This is a genomic window from Ilumatobacter sp. (genome assembly GCF_046290335.1).
Classification (GTDB): domain Bacteria; phylum Actinomycetota; class Acidimicrobiia; order Acidimicrobiales; family Ilumatobacteraceae; genus Ilumatobacter_A.
Map to the genome: position 1 here is coordinate 151,119 of NZ_JBKAGH010000005.1, position 18,372 is coordinate 169,490.

Here is an 18,372-nt window from a genome sequence, read left to right on the forward strand (position 1 = left end):
GTCGCGATCTCGGGCCGAACGGCTGGCCTGATCGCTCACGTCGTCTTCGAACCCGTCACCTCACGACGGCCGAACAGGGCGTTGACCACAGCCGGAGTCCGGCTCCACCGCAACGTTCGGTGTGTCGAAGACTTCAACTCCGTTAGTGGGAGGTCACGTCGAGTGCCGTTGGATGATGTCGACCGGCCCGCCCTCGGACTCGTCGTTCCGTTCCGCGAGTTCGACGTCGACACCGGCGCGGGCTGAGTCACGAGACCTCGGCGTCGCGTCGCCGAGGTCGAGCGGGCCGGGCCGTCCGAACAGGTAGCCCTGAGCGGCGTCACATCCGAGTGCACGTAGGCGGTCGGCGGTCGGCTGGTCTTCGATCCCTTCGGCGGTCACGGTGAGCCCGAGGTGGTGCCCGAGTTCGATCATCGTTCGCACGATCACCAGGTCCTGGGGGTTGTCGAGCATCTCCGACACGAATCGTCGATCGATCTTCAGTTCGCCGAGCGGAAGGGTGCGCAGGTGGCTGAGCGATGAGAACCCGGTGCCGAAGTCGTCGACGGCGAGCACGGCGCCCGATGCCGCGAGCTCGGAGATGACGTCGCGTGCGACGCTGCTGGCGTCGAGTACCTGCGACTCGGTGATCTCGACGACGAGGCGCGACATCTGGACGCCGGCGGCCGACAGGATCGTCTCGCACCGCGCCGGTAGGTCCGGGTTGCGAAGGTCGGTGACGGTCAGGTTGACGGCGACGGTCAGGTGTTCTGGCAGTTGCGCGAGGGCGGCGGCCGCACCACGGATGGCGGTGTCGGCGAGCTCGTCGGCGCAGCCGGCCACGGTGACCATGTCGAGGAAGTCGGCCGGCGCGAGCATGCCTCGCTCGGGGTGGTCCCAGCGCACGAGCGCCTCGAAGCCGACCAGTGCCCCGTCGCCGAACCGGTACTTCGGTTGGAACCACATCACGAACTGGCCAGCGTCGAACGCATCGCCGATCTGGCCGAGCAGGTGGAGCTGTTCGGCGCTGCGGTCGAGCGAGCGGTGGTAGAACCGAACTCCGCCGTGTTTGCGCTTCGCGTCGTACATCGCGAGGTCCGCACAGCGAAGCAGCGTCTCGGCGTCGGCGGCGTGATCCGGCGCGCGGGCGACACCGACGCTGGCGCTCCCGGCGATCGCTGCGCCGTGGAGGTTGACCGGGGTGCGACAAGCGGCGGCGACCTGGTCGATCATGTGGGAGATCCGAGCGTCGGGCGGGTCGACGAGGAGCATGGCGAACTCGTCGCCACCGAGCCGGGCGACGAGTGCGGTGTTCGCCCCGACCTCGGCGAGGCGCTCGGCGAGCTGCTTGAGATAGGCATCGCCGCTGAGGTGGCCGAGCGTGTCGTTGAGCGCCTTGAACTCGTTGAGATCGATCAACAGCAGGACGACGTGAGTGCCGGTCGCGATCGCCTTGTTCGCTGCCTCCATCAGCGTGGTGCGGTTGGCGAGCCCGGTGAGGTCGTCGTGCGTTGCTCGGTGCCGGATCAGTGACAGCACCTGCTCACGTTCGGTCACGTCGGTGACGAGTACCGCGGTCGCGTCGCCGGGCAGGTCGAACACCTCGACCTCGACGGTTCGTTCCGTTCCGGCGGTGTCGCACACCGGCCACGGGCCGAGCGTCGCGACGTCGTCACCGCCTCCCGCTTGGAGGAGTTCCCCGAGTTCGGCTCGGTCCGCGAGTTCGGGGAGGACGGCAGCGAAAGGCAGCCCGACTTCGGCGACCGTGAGCCCCCAGTCGATCGGGTCGGTGACCTGGGCGACGATCAGTTCGTCGCCGCGCCGTTCGACGACGACGGTCACCGCCGCCATTCGCTCGACGATCTGCTCTTGGCGGCGAAGACCGACCTCATTCGCGAGTTGGCTGGTGACGTCGACGGTGACGCCGCGAACGACGTCACCACCACCGCTCTCGTCGGCCAGTACCACCCGGTCACGCAGCCAGACGAGTGACCCGTCGGGGCGCTCGTAGCGGTAGACGTGGTCGGTCTGGGCGAGGTCGGCCGCACCGAACCTCGAGAGGTACTCGTCGCGGTCGGCGAAGTGGACATCGGCAGCGATGCCGCGCTCGACGACGTCTCGAAAGGAGCGGCCGAGGATCGCCTCGGTGCGCCCGGTGATCGCACGAATCCGGCCCGAGGTCCGCTCGCCTTCCCACACCAGCATCGGGAGTGACTCGACGGCGGCGTCGATGCGCATCCCAGCACGCCGCTGACTCGCGAGCTTGCGGTTCGAGCCGCCGATCAGAACCGGCAGGAAGATCACCGCCACCACCGTCATCTGCGGAGCAACCGAAACATCGCTGAGATACCCGAGGAGCGCCATCGTTGCGACCGAGCCGCCGCCGAGCCAGGCCGTCCACACCGGGCGGAGGAACGCAACCGCACCGCCCAGCGTCAACATCTGGAAGAGCAGGGCAGCGGGCCAGAGCGTCGGTTCGATGATCGCCACGACGACGCCGCTCGCAACCGCCAACAGATCCAGCCACCCCGTCGGATTCGGCACGCCGACGACACGCCGGACCACCAAGTGGGCCGGCCCGACCACGACCGCAAGGAACACAGCGACGCTGAACCGAGCAGGACCGGCACTCTCGACGACGAGCGCTCCCGACGTCAACAGGTACACGACGCCAACCCGAGCCCAGAACTGGACCCGGTCGAAACGAGCCTGCCCGCGCCGTGACGATGCGTCGAGCGGTCGAGGCGCGCCGGGTCGAACAGTCACTGAGTCTGTCATCGGAAAGAGGAGCCCGTCGCTTGAATGACGGTCGACCCGTTGGCACCACCTGCAAGCCGTTCGCCGCTCCCTACGGTTCCGGTGGCCTTCCGAGCCGATCACCAACCAAGCCACCCGAACCACTCCAGGGCCGAGATACCGCCCACATCACCGGGCCGCTAGCGAGTTCACGACCATGCAGTGCCGAACGTGAAGGCGCTGGCACCTGCCCTCGTGATCCACGCATGATCGGGGACTGTCAGTTCACTCGTTGTGGCCTCGGAAGAACCGTCGTGCGCGTGCCGGGTCATCGCCGTGACGGTGACCCTTTGCTGGACGCCGACGAAGCCCGTCCTGACAAGCAGCGGGCAAGTGGCCGATTTCGGCGTTTCGACACGAGCCGAAAAAGCCGTTGACCAGGGCCGGAGCCCTGGTCAACTGAATCATTCGTTGGTGTCGAAGGGGGGACTTGAACCCCCACGCCCATTAATAGGGCACTAGCACCTCAAGCTAGCGCGTCTGCCAATTCCGCCACTTCGACGAGTGGACCGCACTCGACGTGCGGGCAGTTGATGATATCCGAAACGAACGCCGCAACCACCGCGTCCGTCCGCGATCAGATCGCGTCGAGGAAGAAGCTCACGGCGACGAGGGTGAAGATCCACACCAGCGCAAGCACGAACGTGATCCGATTCAGGTTGCGCTCGGCCGCAGTGGACCCGAGGGCCGCTCCGCCGCCGCCACCGAACATGTCCGACAGACCGCCGCCACGACCGCTGTGCATGAGGATGCCCGCGATCAGCGCGATCATCGAGACCACGTTCAAGACCAGGGTGATGTAGAGCAGGACGTCACGCACGGTCATCCAGGTTATCGCCCGCTGTGCGACGAACGGAGCCGCCCGCCCGATTTCGACAGCGGACCAACCCGGTGTCGATTCGGACTTCGCACCTGGAATGATGTCGGCCGATGTCCCACGGCCCATCCAGATCTGACGCTCCGACTGCCGCCGTGTCAGGGCGGCTCGGGCGGGACTACGTCAAGTTGTTCGCCAGCGCCGGGATCTCCAACCTCGGTGACGGCATCGGGGCCATCGCCTACCCCTGGTTGGCCTCCGCCGTCACCCGCTCGCCGCTGTTGATCGCGCTCGTCTTCGTGGTCCAGCGGGTGCCGTGGCTCGTGTTCAGCTTGCCTGCGGGCGTCATCACCGACCGCGTCGACCGACGCACACTGATGATCCGCGCCAACGTCGCTCGCACCATCATCACGCTCGCGGTCGCCGTGTTCGTTCTCGCTCGTGGCTCCGATCTACCGAGCCCCGACATGCTCGACGCCGCGCTCGCCTCGGTCGACACCGACATCGTGCTGTACCTCCTCGTCTTGTTCGCCACGCTGCTGCTCGGCATCGCGGAGGTGTTCTACGACAATGCCGGCCAGACGTTCATGCCGGCCATCGTCCATCGCGACGACCTCGAGAAGGCCAACGGTCGGCTGTGGTCGGCCGAGCAGGTCGCCAACACCTTCGTGGGCCCACCGCTCGGCGCGGCGTTGCTCGTCGTGTCGTTCTCGATGCCCTTCTTCGTCGACGCGGCCACGTTCGCCGTCTCCGCTGCGCTCATCGCGTTGATCACCACCACGAAGGTGCCGCCTGCGGCCGTCGCAGAGCGTCAGCCGTGGCGAACCGAACTGGCCGACGGCTTCCGTTGGCTGTGGCACCACGAACTCCTCCGACCGATGGCGATCATTCTCGGTTGTCTCAATGCGCTGGGCATGCTCACCTTCGCCGTGCTCGTGCTGTTCGCCCAGGAAGTGCTCGACACGAGCCCGACCGAGTTCGCGCTGCTGCAAACCGGCGGAGCGCTCGGCGCGGTGATCGGCGGTTGGACGGCCTCGTCGATCTCCCGACGCATCGGGTCCGGACCGTCGCTGTGGCTGACGATGCTCGGCAGCGGTACGGCCCTCGCCGTGATCGGTGTGAGCACGTGGTGGGGTGTCGTCTGGCTGATGTTCGGCGTGTCGGCCCTGCTCGGCACGCTGTGGAACGTCATCACCGTCAGCCTGCGCCAGGCGATCATCCCCGATCATCTCCTCGGCCGGGTCAACAGCGTCTACCGCTTCTTCGCGTGGGGAATGATGCCGATCGGCTCGATCCTCGGCGGACTGTCGGTCACGATCGCCAACCAGTTCGTCGACCGGGGCCTGGCACTTCGACTCCCCTGGTTCATCGCCGCCGGACTGCATCTGCTGCTGTTCGCCTTCGCCGCACCGCGCCTCACCACCGCCAAGATCGATGCCGCCCGCGCCTCGGTCGTCGAGAACTGACCGACACCGGAGCAAGGCGTATCGGTTTGTCTCAGAGACGAACCGATACGCCGTCAACGGGGCCGGGGCATGTTCGGCGGTGGCGCCAGGTTGGTGGCGACCCAGTCGGCGTCTGCCGCTCGCAGAATCGCCAGCAATCGCTCGTGTTCACTCGGGCGTTCGGTCCGGTCGACGAGGAGATACCTGAACCCTCCACGGATCGCGACCAGGCCGACGCCCGCAGCAGCACGACGCCGGTACCATCCGCTGCGCCCGCGTTCGAGTCGGTCGATGTCGTCCCACGAGCGTCGCGCTCGGCGCAGCGGCGTGACCCGCACGAATCCGTCCGTGTCGAACTCCGTCGCGAGCGGCATGTCGAACAGCACCACCGCCAGTGCGCCGACCGCCAGCACGCTCACGACGATCGCGCCAGCCGACACGCCGTCGACGACGAACAGCCCCAACCCCACCGCCAACGCCACCACGACACCAGCAGTCGGCGCAAGCACGCCACGCCGTGACGCCCTGATCGTCAAGACCTCCGGGTCGGGAGACGGCGTCGCGTTCACGCCATCCACCGTGTCATGTGCGGCGACGGTCAGCAGGTCAGCTCGGCGCCGACCACGACTCGTCGTCGGCCGACTCGGCGGTCGCACCGGCGACTGACACCGATCGCACGTCGTCGCCCAGGATGGGATGGTGACACGCGGTGAGCAGACCCGGTACGTGCTCGACCAGTTGCGGTTCTTCGCGCTCACACAACTCGGTCGCACGCCAGCAGCGAGTGCGGAATCGACAGCCCGACGGCGGGTTGATCGGTGACGGCACGTCACCTTCCAACACGATGCGCTCACGTTCACGCTCACGCGTCGGGTCGGCCACCGGCACCGCCGACATCAACGCCCTCGTGTAGGGGTGCGCCGGCTGCGAGTACAGCGGCTGGCGATCGCCGATCTCCATGATCTTGCCGAGATACATCACGGCGATCCGGTCCGACACGTGGCGAACCACAGACAGGTCGTGCGCGATGAACAGATACGCGATCCCGCGCTCGCGCTGGATGTCGCGCAGCAGGTTGACGACACCGGCCTGTACCGACACGTCGAGCGCCGACACCGGCTCGTCGAGCACGATGAAGTCCGGGTCGAGCGCAATCGCCCGGGCGATACCGATGCGCTGACGTTGCCCACCGGAGAACTCGTGCGGATACCGGTTGCCGTGCTCGGGCTGGAGCCCGACAGCCGACAGCAGATCCGCGACCTTCGACTTGCGTTCCTGACGACTCATCGAACGGCGATGGATCACGAACGGTTCGCCGATGATGTCGTTCACCGGCAGCTTCGGGTTCAGTGAGGCATACGGATCCTGGAACACGATCTGCATCTGCTGGCGCAGCGACTGCAGTTCCTTGCCGTCGACCTCGGTGACCTCGCGGCCGTCGAAACGCACCGAGCCCGACGTCGGTTCGTGCAGACGCAGGATCGCACGGCCGGCCGTACTCTTGCCCGACCCCGACTCACCCACGAGTCCGAGCGTCTCGCCACGATCGATCTCGAACGAGACGCCCGACACCGCTTGGACGCGGTCGACGACTCGCTGGAACAGACCGTCACCCTTGATCGGGAACTCCTTGACCAGGTCCTGGACCTCGACGAGCTTGCTCATCGCTCACCTCCCCGATGCGAAGCGTCGAACAGCGAGCGCGGATCCGGCAAGGCCATCACCTGATCGACGTGGTAACAAGCGGCCAGATGCCCGGGCTGGTCCGTCTCGATCAACGCCGGCTCCTCCGTGCGACACCGATCGGTCGCGATCGGGCACCGCGGCGCGAACATGCACGCCGACGGCACGTTGATGAGCGTCGGTGGCGCACCCGGGATCGGGATCAGGTGCTCGGCGTCCGACTCGAGTTCGGGGATCGACCCGAGCAGCCCCGCCGTGTACGGCATCCGACTCTCGCTGAAGATCTGGTCGACCGCGCCCGTCTCGACGAAGCGACCGGCGTACATCACACCCACACGGTCGGCGACACCGGCGACGACGCCGAGGTCATGGGTGATCAACACGATGGCCGCGCCGACCTGATCCTTCACCTCGAGCAGGGTCTCGAGCACCTGTGCCTGCACGGTCACGTCGAGGGCCGTCGTGGGCTCGTCGGCGATGATGATGTCGGGGTCGTTGATGATCGCCATAGCGATCATCACGCGCTGGCGCATCCCGCCGGAGAACTCGTGCGGGTAACTCTTCGCGCGGCGACTCGCCTGAGGAATGCCGACCAGGTCGAGCATCTCGACCGCGCGGGCACGAGCGACCTTGGGAGCGACCCGATGGTGCGCCAGCACCGCTTCGGCCAACTGGCGTCCCACGGTGTACACCGGATTCAGCGACGTCATCGGATCCTGGAAGATCATCGAGATCCGGCTGCCGCGCAACTTGCGGACCTCACGATCGGGCCGTCCGAGCAGGTCGTCGCCGAGATACCGAGCCCGCCCCGAGATCCGCGCCGTGCGCGGAAGCAGGCCGAGCAGCGCCATCGACGACACCGACTTGCCGCTTCCCGACTCCCCGACGATCGCGAACACCTCGTTGCGTCGAACCTCGTACGACACGCCGCGGACTGCTTCGACGACGCCGTCTTCGGTCGGGAACGACACCGAGAGATCTTCGACGCGCAACAAGATGTCGTCGCCCATCGCTTCATCGGGGTTCGTCGCGTCGAGAGCGTCGGCGGTCACTGGCGGACTCGAGTCTGCTTGGGGTCGAACGCGTCGCGCAGACCGTCACCGATGAAGTTGATCGTCAGCGCCACCACGATGATGAACAGGCCCGGCCACCAGAACAGCCACGGACGCACGTTGAACGCCGCCCGATAGGTCTGCACGAGGCGGCCGAGGGAGAACTCAGACACGCCGAACCCGAGGAACGACAATGCCGCCTCGACGAGGATCGCTGCCGAGATCAGCAGCGTCGCCGACACGATCACCGACCCGATCACGTTGGGCATGATGTGCTTCCAGATGATCCGGCGATTGGACGCTCCGAGCGCGCGAGCTGCCTCGACGAACTCTTTTTCGCGCAGCGACATGAACTCTGCTCGGATGACCCGAGCCGTGGTCAGCCAGGCGAGGCAGGCGATGATGAACGCACCGAGCAGCAGGTTGCCCTCGGGGTCCATCCGACGACCGAGCACGGCGACCACGACGAGCAGCGGGATCGTGAACAGCACGTCGACGATGCGCATCAGCACCGAGTCGACCGCACCGCGGTAGAACCCGGCGAGGGCCCCGACGACGGTACCGATCGTGGTCGCGATCAATCCCGACAGCAGCGCGATCGTGATGCTGCCCTGCGCGCCCTTCAACGTGACCGCGAAGTAGTCGCGGCCGATGTCATCCTGGCCGAACGGGTGCTTGCCCATCATGAGGCCATCACCGTCGAGCCACGGGATGAGGTCGAGGGTGGGGCGACCACGGTTCTGCACGGTGCCACTCCGGTTGTACGGAAGATCCCAGAACCACAGACCGACGTACGACAGGATCACCACGCCGATCAGCACGGCGAGCGAACTCATCGCGAGCCGATGGCGGAAGAATCGGCGAGCGATCAACTGCCACTGCGTGCGAGCCTTCACCGACATGCCCTCGCTCGAATCGAGCAAGGAGTCGGGCGGGCCGTCAGACGCCGGAAGGTTGTCAGCGATGGGAGCGGTCATCGGCGGATCCTCGGGTCGAGGTAGGCGTACAAGATGTCGGCAATGGCGTTGAGCAGCACGATCGATACCGAGACCACGACGAGGAAGCCCATCACGGGGTACGGGTCGACCTCGGCGAGACCTTCGACGAAGAGCAAGCCCATGCCTCGCCATCCGAAGACCGTCTCGGTGATGACGGCGCCTTCGATGATCGTCGCGAAGCTGATCGTGACCACCGTCATCACCGGGATCAGCGCCGTGCGGAACGCGTGACGCAGGATGACCTGGGTGGCCGGCAGACCCTTGGCCTTGGCCGTGCGGACGTAATCGGACTTCAGCGTGTCGAGCATCGACGAGCGGGTGAAGCGCATGAACGTGGCGTAGCCGATCAGTGCGAGCGCCAGTGACGGCAGGATCTGGTGGCCGGCGTAATCGACCATGCGTTCCCAGTACGTTCCCGTGAGGTTCGGGGTCTGGGGGCCGATCGTGCCGATCGTGCGGCCGGGGGTCCAGGCCGAGATGAACTGGTCGAACAAGATGATGCCACCGACGAACACCGTCGACGCCAAGCCGGTGGTGACCGAGGCGCGGCGATCGACCTCTCCGCCGACGAGTCCGCCGACGGCCGCGCCGGTCCCGAGCGAGAGCACGAGAAGGACCATCATCTGCGTCCAGTCGGGATTCTCGATCCACGACGAGAACGCGAGTGCGCCGAACAGGCCGACGCCAGCGGCGGCGAGACCAGCGGCGAGCACCCGCTGGTTCGACAGCGGTGCGTAGATCGCTGCAGCGAGCACACCGGCTCCCGCGGCGAGCACCGTGACAGCGATCGGCGACAGGCCAGGGTTGGTCATCCAATCGGTCGCGTCGACGATCAGCAGCACCACGAGATTGATCGCACCGACGATCGCCGCAGCGAGCAGACGTCGACCTCGGTTGCCGACGACGAGACCGGCCGCGGTGGCGGCCGCCAACCCGGTCAATATCCCGATGCCGGTGGTGGAGAGCCCCGGAGCTTGGAGGAAGTCGTTGAACTTGATGGCTCCGAACTCCTTGAGGAGCACAGCCACCCAGAAGACCGGGAGCGAGAAGAACAGGAACGCCGTGAAGGTCGAGACGTAGTCGAGGCCGCTGTACTGGCGTACGGCGGTGATGATACCGACGGCGATCCCGAGGCCGATCGACAGGATCGTCGCCAAGACCACGAGGCGCATGGTGGTTTCGATCGCCTGACCGAGCAGCACCGAGACGTTCTGGCCCTCGCGGTTCTGGCCGAAGTCGAGACGGAACAGTCCGGTCAGCCAGTCGAAGTACCGCTCGAAGAACGGATCGTCGAGACGCAACACGCGCCGACGCGCGGCGATCAGTTGGTCACGGTTGGGGTTGGTCGAGATCCGCAGGTCGGAGAGCGGGTCGCCGGAGATCGTGACCAGGAAGAAGGTGAGGATGCTCGAGGCCAACAAGATGGGCAGCGAGACGAGCAAGCGTCGGAGAATGAAGAAGAACATGAGGCACTGGGGCACGGGATGGGGGCTGCCCGAAGGCAACCCCCATCGTCGTACTCAGGTCACAGCGACGGCGAACCGTCGCTCGACAGCGCTGTGATCAGCTCAGCGCCCACTGCGAGGCGTTGAACGTCAACCCGTTCTGCGACGGGTTGTAGATGACGTTCTCGGCGTTGTCGGAGTATGCGACCACGCCCGGGAAGCTGAACACCGGGATGGTGGCGAGTTCCTGCCAGAGGATCGTGTCGATCTCGTTGGCGAGCTCGTTCTGACGGACCGGGTCCGGCGTGATGAGGAGCTCGTCCATGATCGGCTGGATCTCGGGGATGTCGATGTTGCCGACGTTGTTGCCTTCGCCCGGACGGTAGGTCGAGACCGCACCGCTCTTGAGCGGGCTACCGGCCCATGCGAACATGGCGATGTCCCAGTCACCGGCGGCGAGCTCGACGTCGAAGAAGGTCTCCGAGCCGGCGTCGACGACGTTGAAGCCGGCTTCGTTGCAGCTCTCGATGGTCAGCGCGACCTGGTTCGTACGGCGCAGGTTGCCGCCGTTGTCGAACCAGCCGATGCGGACTTCGAGACCGGTCTGGCCGGCCTCTTCGAGGAGTGCAGCCGAACGCTCGAGGTCGACGACGTCGTACAGGCCACCCGAGGTGTCGGTGTAGCCCTCTTCGAACGGCTGGATCCAACGGTTGTTGAGAACCTGCGCATCGGGCTGCAGCGGCACGATCAAGTTGTCGACCATCTGCTGACGGGGCAGGCACAGCGCGAACGCTTCGCGAACGCGGAAGTCCTGGAACGCCTCGTTGTTGAAGTTGAAGTCGAAGTGCTCCCAGATGTAGGTGCCACCCGGCTCGACGACGACGCCGTCAGCTGCTTCGAGCTGGCCGAGGAGGTCAGGGTTCGGCTGCGGGTCCATGGCGTTCACTTCGCCGTTGGCGAGGGCCTGAGCCTGCGCTTCTTCGGCGATGTAGCGAACGGTCACGGTGCTGGCTGCCGGGGTGCCCCAGTAGGCCTCGTTCGGAACGAGGGTCAGGCTCTGACCGGCTTCCCACGAACCGAAGGCGAGCGGGCCGCCCGACAGCATCGTGTCGGCGTTGATGGTGCCCGGGTCGACGGTGTAGAGGGTGTTGTACGCCTCGGCGATGGCCTCGATCGCGGCACGGTCGCCGCCTTCGAACGCTGCGACGAGGTCGTCGACGCCGGCTTCACGCTCGATGACGTGGGCCGGAACCTGACCGCCGAACAGCGACTGCCAGTCGGAGTACGGCTGGTCGTAGACGGCGGTGATCGTCTTGCCGTCTTCGGAACAGGTGACTTCCGACAGCGACTCGTAGCCGGTGGTACCGACGAGGTCGAACAAGAAGACTTCGACGCCGCTCTCTTCGTCGACGACGGGTTCGCCGGCGTCGTCGAGCTGGAAGTACAGGCCGTTGTTGGCGTGGTACTGGAGCTGGAAGTCGTCACAGTCGATGGGCTCACCGTCGGACCAGACCGCAGCCGGGTTCACGACGTACTCGATCGTCTGCGGGGAGTCACTGACCAGCGTGACCGAGGTCATCAGCTCTTCGTTGAGTGCCAGGCCACCGTCGGGTCCGGCGAAGTTGTACGGGCTCGGCTGCACCTCGTTGAGAATGATGCCGTTCTTGACCGAGTTGCTGGTGCCCAGGTTGTTGTTGTAGTTGCTGAACTCCTGCGCGTTGGCGTAGGTGAAGACGTTTCCAGCGGGCTCCTCGGTGTCTTCCGCGGGCTCCTCGGTGTCCTCGGCGGGCTCCTCGGTGTCTTCCGCGGGCTCCTCGGTGTCTTCTGCGGGCTCCTCGGTGTCTTCCGCGGGCTCCTCGGTGGTGTCTTCGGCAGGCTCTTCCGAGCCGGTCGAATCGTCGTCGTCGCTACCGCAGGCAGCGAATACGAGCGCCGACGCTGCTGTCAGCGCAAGGAGCTTGTGGCTCCGGCGAGTGGTGTTCACGTGAATTTCCTCCTGATGGGATACAGAAGGGGAGGTTGGATCGAGATGCAGGAATCGGCTGGCGGTAAGCCAGCGCTCAACAGCATCCGTCGCCTTCGAACTCCTCCCCGGTGTTCGAAGGTTCGACGACCATAACAGCGATTGCTACCGCGTGGTAGGCCATCTCGTATCGGCCGTGTGAAATGTCAACGCGTCCGAAAGGTCTGCGACCGTCACTCCGGTGCGCTGAACTGGATCAGGCGAGCGAACTCGTCGGGGTCCAGGCTTGCGCCTCCGACGAGCGCGCCGTCGATGTCAGGCTGCGCCATCAGTTCCGCCGCATTTGCCGCCTTCACCGATCCGCCGTACTGGATGCGCACGGCGTCGGCGGCGGCGTCTCCGGCCGACTCGCGGACCTTGGCACGAATCTCGGCGCACACTGTCTGGGCGTCGTCGGCGGTCGCGGTCTTGCCGGTACCGATCGCCCAGATCGGCTCGTACGCGATGACGAGCGAGGCGATCTGGTCGTTCGACACACCAGCAAGACCCGCCTCGATCTGGCCGAGCACCTTCGAGGTGGTCTCCCCTGCTTCGCGCTCCTCCAGCGTCTCACCGCAGCACATGATGGGCGTCATCGAGTGCTTCAAGATCGCGAGCACCTTGGCGTTGACCATCTCGTCGGTTTCGCCGAAGAGTTCCCGCCGCTCGCTGTGGCCGCAGATCACGTACTCGACGTTGAGCTTCTGGAGGAACGCCGGCGAGACCTCGCCGGTGAAGGCCCCCGTGTCTTCGAAGTGGCAGTGCTGCGCACCGATCGAGAACGCCAGATCCTCGCTCTCGATCAACGTCTGCACCGAGCGGATGTCGGTGAACGGCGGGTGGATCGACACGTCGACGGCCTCGAAGGTCTCCTTCGGGACGAGATAGTGCAGTTTCTGCACCACCTGGATCGCCTCGAAGTGGTTGAGGTTCATCTTCCAGTTGCCGCTGATGAGGGGTGTCCGGGTCATGTCGTTCCTTGCAAGAGAAGGTCATCGTGCCTGGCACCATGACCTTTGGGTGGTTCAGTCGTGGCGGAGCGCGGCGAGGCCGGGCAGGTCGCCGTTCTCGAGGAGTTCGAGACTGGCGCCGCCACCGGTCGACACGTGGTCGACCTCGTCGTCGAGCTTGAACTGCGCCAACGCGGCCGCAGAGTCGCCGCCGCCGACGACGGTGAACGCCTTCGTGTCGGCCATCGCCTGAGCGACGGTGCGGGTTCCCGACGCGAAGCGTTCGTCTTCGAACATGCCCATCGGGCCGTTCCAGAACACCATGCGGGCATCCATGATCACATCGGTGAACGCAGCAGCCGAGCCCGGGCCGATGTCGTAGCCGATCGAACCGTCGCCCAGGCGCGACCCGAACTGCGCGAAGTTGCCGTCGGCGTCGGTGCCGGTGATGTCATCGGGCAGATGGATCGTCTTGCCCATCGCCGCGGCCTTCTCGAGCAACCCCCGGCAGGTCTCGACCATGTCGGGCTCGAACAGCGACGCGCCGATCGGCTTGCCCTGCGCCGCGAAGAACGTGAAGCACATCGCTCCGCCGATGACGATCGCATCGACGGTTTCCAACAGGGCCTCGATCACGCCGAGCTTGTCGGAGATCTTGGCCCCGCCCAGCACCGCGACGAAGGGATGCTTCGGCTTGTTCCGCAAGCCGAGGAGCACCTCCACCTCGCGTTGCAGCAGGCGACCCATCGCCGACGGCACCCGCTGCGGCGGGCCCACGATCGAGGCGTGCGCACGATGCGAGGCACCGAACGCGTCGTTGACGTAGGCATCGATGCCGTCGACCAACCGATCGACGAATGCCGGATCGTTCGCCGTCTCGCCCGGATCGAACCGAAGGTTCTCCAACAGTCCGACACTCGGTGCGAGCTCGGCCAGCCGTGCCCGCACCGGATCCATCGAATACTTCGGATCGGGCGCGCCCTTCGGTCGACCGAGATGGCTCGCCGTGACGACGGTGGCGCCGCGCTCGACGAGCCACTCGATCGTCGGGAGCGCCGCACGGATGCGGAAGTCGTCGGTGATGGTGGCGACGCCATCGGCGTCGTGATCCAGCGGCACGTTGAAGTCAGTCCTGACGAGCACGCGTTTGCCCGTCAGGTCCCCGACCTTCGCCGCCAGATCCTCCAGAGTGGGGATCTCGCTCATGTGGTGATCGTCGCTCCCGTCCGCGCAGACGTCAGCGCTTGACTTTGCTGCCCGCGAACACGGCCATGTCGACGAGGCGGTTCGAGTAGCCCCACTCGTTGTCGTACCAGCCGTTGACCTTGACCATCTTGCCCTGGACCATCGTCATGCCCGCATCGAACGTGCAGCTCGACGGGTCGGTGACGATGTCGCTCGACACGATCGGATCCTCGGTGTAGCTGAGCACGCCCTTGAGCGGACCCGACTTGGCCGCCTTCGCAAACGCCGCGTTGATCTCCTCGACGCTCGCCTGCTTCTTCAGGTTCGCCGTGAAGTCGGTGAGCGAACCGGTCGGCACCGGCACGCGCAGCGCCCCGCCGTCCAGCTTGCCCTTCATCGACTCCATCACGAGCGCGGTCGCACGGGCAGCGCCCGTCGAGGTCGGGATGATGTTGATCGCAGCGGCGCGCGCACGACGCAGGTCGCTGTGCGGTCCGTCGACGAGCGACTGGTCGCCGGTGTACGCGTGGACCGTCGTCATCAGACCTTCGACCACACCGAACGCGTCGTCGAGCACCTTGACCAACGGCACGATGCAGTTGGTGGTGCAGCTCGCGTTGGAGATCACCTTGTGCTGACTGATCCGGAAGTCCTTGTGGTTGACCCCGTACACGAACGTGCCGTCCGCAGCCGTGCAGGGCGCAGACACGATGACGAGCGGAGCGCCGCCTTCGAGGTGGGCTGCGGCCTTGTCACGCGTATTGAAGATGCCGGTCGACTCGATCACCACGTCGACGCCGAGGTCCCCCCACGGCAGGTCGGCCGGGTTGCGTTCGCTGAGTACCTTCAGCGTGTCGTCGCCGACCTTGATCCCGCCCTTGACCGCGCGGATGTTGTCGGGGAGCACGCCGAGCACGGAGTCGTACTTCAAGAGGTGCGCCATCGTGTCGAGCGATCCCAGATCGTTCACCGCGACGAAGTCGATATCGGCGCCCTGCTGCTTCGCGGCGCGGAAGAAGTTGCGGCCGATGCGACCGAAGCCGTTGATGCCGACGCGAACTGTCATGTGAGTGATTCCTTTGCTGGTCCGGACGGCGCTGCGACCGGGTCGAGGGAGTGAGAGTTGGGGGTCTTCGATGCTGGGGCGGAAGCAACCGTGTCGCTACGACGCAGAGCGCCGCCATGGCCCGACTGTAGCCGCGTCGAGCGGACCCACGCGGCGAACCTCCGGCTCGGGCGCAACGACTCCCGATCACCCGCTGCCGACGAGACGAACCGGATCATCAGCGGGACCGCCGATCAACCGTCGACGGCCTTCATCCGGCCGTCCTCCCGCAGGAATCAGCCGTGAGCCGACCGTCAGCGGCCGACGTCGCGGTGCGAGGTTCGCACCGCCACCCCGCGTCGACGCAGGCGCGCCGCGAGTTCTTCTGAGACGGCCACCGAACGATGTCGACCGCCGGTGCACCCGATCGCCACGGTGAGATAGCTCCGCCCTTCCGCTTCGTACTGCGGCAACAGCGACGCGAGCAGGTCGTCGAACCGATCGACGAAGTCCGATCCTGCAGCGGTCTCGAGCACATGGTCGCGCACCTTCGGATCGTGGCCGGTCAGTGGGCGCAGGTCGTCCTGCCAATGCGGATTCGGGAGGAACCGGACGTCCATCACGATGTCGGCATCGAGCGGAACGCCGTGCTTGAAGCCGAAACTCTCGACCGACACCTGGACGCGAGCGTCGGTATCGGTGTCGAACGCCCCGAGCAGACGTTGCTTGAGCTGATGAACGTTGAGATCGGTGGTGTCGATCGCCAGATCAGCAACCCCTCGCACCGGGTCGAGTTGCGACCGCTCCAATTCGATCGACTCGACCAAGCCGGCGGCGTCGTCCGCGAGTGGGTGGCGTCGCCGGGTGGCGTCGTAGCGCCTGACGATCTCCGCGGTCGTCGCATCGAGGAACAGCACACGAACCCGGTGACCGCTCGAACGGATCTCGGCGATCTTGCCCAGGAGTTCGTGATGCTGGCGCCCGGCGACCAGCGCGAGCTGCGCGATGTCGCTGCCCGGCTTGGCTGCGAGGTCCACGATCGTGTCGATCAGCGTGGTCGGCATGTTGTCGACCACGTAGAACCCGAGATCTTCGAGCACGTCGGCGGCTCCCGATCGTCCGGCCCCCGAGAGCCCGGTGATCAAGACGATCTCTGCCACAGCTCCCCACCGTACCCGCGCCACCGACCCCGCCCGGCGACCGTAACGGTTTGTGTCTGACACAAACCGTTACGGGTCGGCGGTCAATGCCTGGCGGAGTCGAGTCGGAGGCGAAGGTGCAACAGCCGAGGGAAGGCGGCGCTCGCTTCGTAGCCGGCCGCTTGCGCACGGAAACCCGACGGCGGTGCCGGCTCGTCCATGTGCTCCAGCACCAGACCGTTGGCCGCGAGCGTGTTGAGATAGCGCGACATCGGTCGGTGGATGAAGCGGATCCACACGCCGAGTTCGACCTGCTCGACCGTCTCCACTTCGTCGAGGTACGGGCCGAGCCGCCAGTACTGCTCGGGCGGATCGACCAGGTGATCGTCGACCCACGCGCTCCCCGGTGCCTGCAGGATCGGATGGTTGAGGAAGAAGCTGAATCGGCCGCCCGGCTGCAGCACGCGAGCGACTTCTGCGATCGCCTCGTCGACGGCGTCGATGTGCTCGAACACGAGGCAGGCGATCACGGCGTCGAACGCGTCGTCCGGGAACGGCAACGCCGCCGCTCCCGCCTGCACGAACGACGCGCCACCACGCTCACGGGCGACGCGCACACAGTTCCACGTGGGATCGATCCCGATCACGGTGCTTCCCTGTCCGGCTGCGAGACGACTGATCTGTCCGTCGCCGCAACCGATGTCGAGTACCCGTCGTGCCCCCGCCAACTCGGCCGCGGCCAACGGGAGGATCTGCTCCTCGTACTCGGGATCGGCGCCGTCGGTGAATCCCTCGATCCACCAGTCCGCGTGCTGCTCCCAGAGATCGTCGCTCACCCGGGCAGCGTAGGGCGAAGGCGACAGAGTGGGTCTGACCCACTCTGTCGCCGTTGCGCGGGGCGGATGTCGGTACCGTTCGAGCATGAAGTTCTCCGTGTGGCCCAACCCGAGTCGATCCCCGCAGGAGGTGCTCGACCTCGCCCGCATGGCCGACGACGACGGCTGGTACTGCCTCTGGTACGCCGACCACTACATGCCCAACACCGGCGACGAGTCGTTCAAGCCGGGAGACGTTCACGAGTGTTGGTCGATCCTGCCGGCCGTCGCCGCGGTCACCTCCAGGATCCGGCTCGGCCCGCTCGTCGCCCCGACGTCGGTGCACCACCCGGCGCTGCTTGCGAACCGCGCCGGCACGATCGATCAGATGTCGAACGGCCGCTTCGTGCTCGGACTGGGCGCGGGCTGGCAGATCAACGAACACGCTGCGTACGGCATCGAGTTGGAAGCGCCGGGCGCACGTGTCAGCCGCTTCGAGGAGTCGATCCAGATCGTCCGATCCCTCCTCGACCACGAACGCACCAGCTTCGACGGCGACTTCTACACCTTCACCGACGCACCATGTGACCCCAAGCCCGTCCAGCCGAAGCTGCCGATCCTCGTCGGGACCGGCAGCCCTCGCATGCTGCGCATCACCGCTCGGCACGCGCAGCAGTGGAACACGTGGGGCGCGCCCGATCTCGCCGCCGATCGTCGACGCGACTTCGTCGACGCGTGCGAGTCGGTCGGCACCGATCCGGCCTCGATGCACACGTCCGTGCAGGCACTGATCGTGATGACCGACGACGCAAGCGTCGCCGAGCAGGCCCTCGCCGGGCCGATGGGCGACCGCACCATCGCCGGGTCCGACGCCCACATCGTCGAGCAACTCGGGCGCTACGCCGCGAACGGTTTCGACGAGTTCATCCTCTTCGACGGCACGCTCGGCGCCACCCACGACGAACGACTCGACGCCTACCGCCGTTTCCACACCGACCTCGCGGCCCAGCTGTAGTCGGCC

15 protein-coding genes and 1 tRNA gene are annotated in these 18,372 nt (G+C 66.2%); 2 read left to right on the forward strand and 14 right to left on the reverse strand.

The features are described 5' to 3' along the window. Positions 1-153: 153 nt before the first annotated feature. The 3 genes from ACE37B_RS18475 to secG form a co-directional block, all read right to left on the reverse strand. Entirely contained in the window at positions 154-2,745 is a 2,592-nt protein-coding gene (locus ACE37B_RS18475; protein WP_409924811.1) for an EAL domain-containing protein, read from the reverse strand. Positions 2,746-3,187: 442 nt separating this feature from the next. Further along, positions 3,188-3,277 (reverse strand) — tRNA-Leu (locus tag ACE37B_RS18480). A gap of 75 nt (positions 3,278-3,352) precedes the next feature. Then, positions 3,353-3,601 (reverse strand): preprotein translocase subunit SecG, encoded by a 249-nt coding sequence (gene secG / locus ACE37B_RS18485; protein ID WP_409924812.1) that lies wholly within the window; start codon positions 3,599-3,601, stop codon positions 3,353-3,355. 146 nt (positions 3,602-3,747) lie between these two features. Here secG and ACE37B_RS18490 point away from each other — a divergent pair, with 146 nt between their 5' ends. Then, the gene (locus tag ACE37B_RS18490) at positions 3,748-5,058 is read left to right on the forward strand and encodes an MFS transporter (RefSeq protein WP_409924813.1); all 1,311 of its coding nucleotides are present in this window, start codon (positions 3,748-3,750) and stop codon (positions 5,056-5,058) included. Positions 5,059-5,111: 53 nt separating this feature from the next. Here the strand turns inward: ACE37B_RS18490 and ACE37B_RS18495 are convergent, their stop codons facing one another. The 11 genes from ACE37B_RS18495 to ACE37B_RS18545 form a co-directional block, all read right to left on the reverse strand. Beyond that, on the reverse strand, positions 5,112-5,606 hold the full coding sequence (locus tag ACE37B_RS18495; protein ID WP_409924814.1) for a hypothetical protein: 495 nt from the start codon (positions 5,604-5,606) through the stop codon (positions 5,112-5,114). Positions 5,607-5,643: 37 nt separating this feature from the next. Next, positions 5,644-6,702 (reverse strand): ABC transporter ATP-binding protein, encoded by a 1,059-nt coding sequence (locus ACE37B_RS18500; protein ID WP_409924815.1) that lies wholly within the window; start codon positions 6,700-6,702, stop codon positions 5,644-5,646. Then, positions 6,699-7,730 carry an ABC transporter ATP-binding protein gene (locus tag ACE37B_RS18505; protein WP_409924977.1) on the reverse strand — a complete coding sequence of 344 codons (1,032 nt, stop codon included), beginning with the start codon at positions 7,728-7,730 and terminating at the stop codon, positions 6,699-6,701. Before ACE37B_RS18505 ends, ACE37B_RS18500 begins: the two co-directional genes overlap by 4 nt. A gap of 38 nt (positions 7,731-7,768) precedes the next feature. Beyond that, entirely contained in the window at positions 7,769-8,749 is a 981-nt protein-coding gene (locus ACE37B_RS18510; RefSeq protein ID WP_409924816.1) for an ABC transporter permease, read from the reverse strand. After that, the gene (locus ACE37B_RS18515; RefSeq protein WP_409924817.1) at positions 8,746-10,236 is read right to left on the reverse strand and encodes an ABC transporter permease; all 1,491 of its coding nucleotides are present in this window, start codon (positions 10,234-10,236) and stop codon (positions 8,746-8,748) included. The genes ACE37B_RS18510 and ACE37B_RS18515 overlap by 4 nt, the downstream gene beginning before the upstream one ends. A 97-nt stretch (positions 10,237-10,333) precedes the next feature. Continuing rightward, the gene (locus ACE37B_RS18520) at positions 10,334-12,199 is read right to left on the reverse strand and encodes an ABC transporter substrate-binding protein (RefSeq protein ID WP_409924818.1); all 1,866 of its coding nucleotides are present in this window, start codon (positions 12,197-12,199) and stop codon (positions 10,334-10,336) included. A 212-nt stretch (positions 12,200-12,411) separates the two neighbouring features. Beyond that, a complete protein-coding gene (tpiA, locus tag ACE37B_RS18525; RefSeq protein WP_409924819.1) occupies positions 12,412-13,188 on the reverse strand; it encodes a triose-phosphate isomerase in 777 nt (258 codons plus the stop codon). Positions 13,189-13,242: 54 nt separating this feature from the next. Beyond that, complete coding sequence (locus tag ACE37B_RS18530) at positions 13,243-14,364, reverse strand: phosphoglycerate kinase (RefSeq protein ID WP_409924978.1); 1,122 nt, start codon at positions 14,362-14,364, stop codon at positions 13,243-13,245. Positions 14,365-14,404: 40 nt separating this feature from the next. Next, positions 14,405-15,418: a type I glyceraldehyde-3-phosphate dehydrogenase gene (gene gap, locus ACE37B_RS18535; protein WP_409924820.1), complete on the reverse strand. Its 1,014-nt coding sequence runs from the start codon at positions 15,416-15,418 to the stop codon at positions 14,405-14,407. 293 nt (positions 15,419-15,711) lie between these two features. Continuing rightward, complete coding sequence (gene rapZ, locus ACE37B_RS18540) at positions 15,712-16,557, reverse strand: RNase adapter RapZ (RefSeq protein WP_409924821.1); 846 nt, start codon at positions 16,555-16,557, stop codon at positions 15,712-15,714. An 83-nt stretch (positions 16,558-16,640) separates the two neighbouring features. Further along, positions 16,641-17,372: a class I SAM-dependent methyltransferase gene (locus tag ACE37B_RS18545; protein WP_409924822.1), complete on the reverse strand. Its 732-nt coding sequence runs from the start codon at positions 17,370-17,372 to the stop codon at positions 16,641-16,643. Positions 17,373-17,457: 85 nt separating this feature from the next. Between ACE37B_RS18545 and ACE37B_RS18550 the strand changes: the two genes are divergently transcribed. Next, a complete protein-coding gene (locus tag ACE37B_RS18550) occupies positions 17,458-18,366 on the forward strand; it encodes an LLM class flavin-dependent oxidoreductase (protein WP_409924823.1) in 909 nt (302 codons plus the stop codon). The last annotated feature ends 6 nt before the right edge of the window (positions 18,367-18,372 follow it).

Bases quoted from the DNA above. Each gene is read 5' to 3' on its own strand.
- tpiA (WP_409924819.1), bottom strand. From the start codon at position 13,188: ATGACCCGGACACCCCTCATCAGCGGCAACTGGAAGATGAACCTCAAC.
- ACE37B_RS18515 (WP_409924817.1), bottom strand. From the start codon at position 10,236: ATGTTCTTCTTCATTCTCCGACGCTTGCTCGTCTCGCTGCCCATCTTG.
- ACE37B_RS18510 (WP_409924816.1), bottom strand. From the start codon at position 8,749: ATGACCGCTCCCATCGCTGACAACCTTCCGGCGTCTGACGGCCCGCCC.
- ACE37B_RS18550 (WP_409924823.1), top strand. From the start codon at position 17,458: ATGAAGTTCTCCGTGTGGCCCAACCCGAGTCGATCCCCGCAGGAGGTG.
- gap (WP_409924820.1), bottom strand. From the start codon at position 15,418: ATGACAGTTCGCGTCGGCATCAACGGCTTCGGTCGCATCGGCCGCAAC.
- ACE37B_RS18500 (WP_409924815.1), bottom strand. From the start codon at position 6,702: ATGAGCAAGCTCGTCGAGGTCCAGGACCTGGTCAAGGAGTTCCCGATC.
- ACE37B_RS18505 (WP_409924977.1), bottom strand. From the start codon at position 7,730: ATGGGCGACGACATCTTGTTGCGCGTCGAAGATCTCTCGGTGTCGTTC.
- secG (WP_409924812.1), bottom strand. From the start codon at position 3,601: ATGACCGTGCGTGACGTCCTGCTCTACATCACCCTGGTCTTGAACGTG.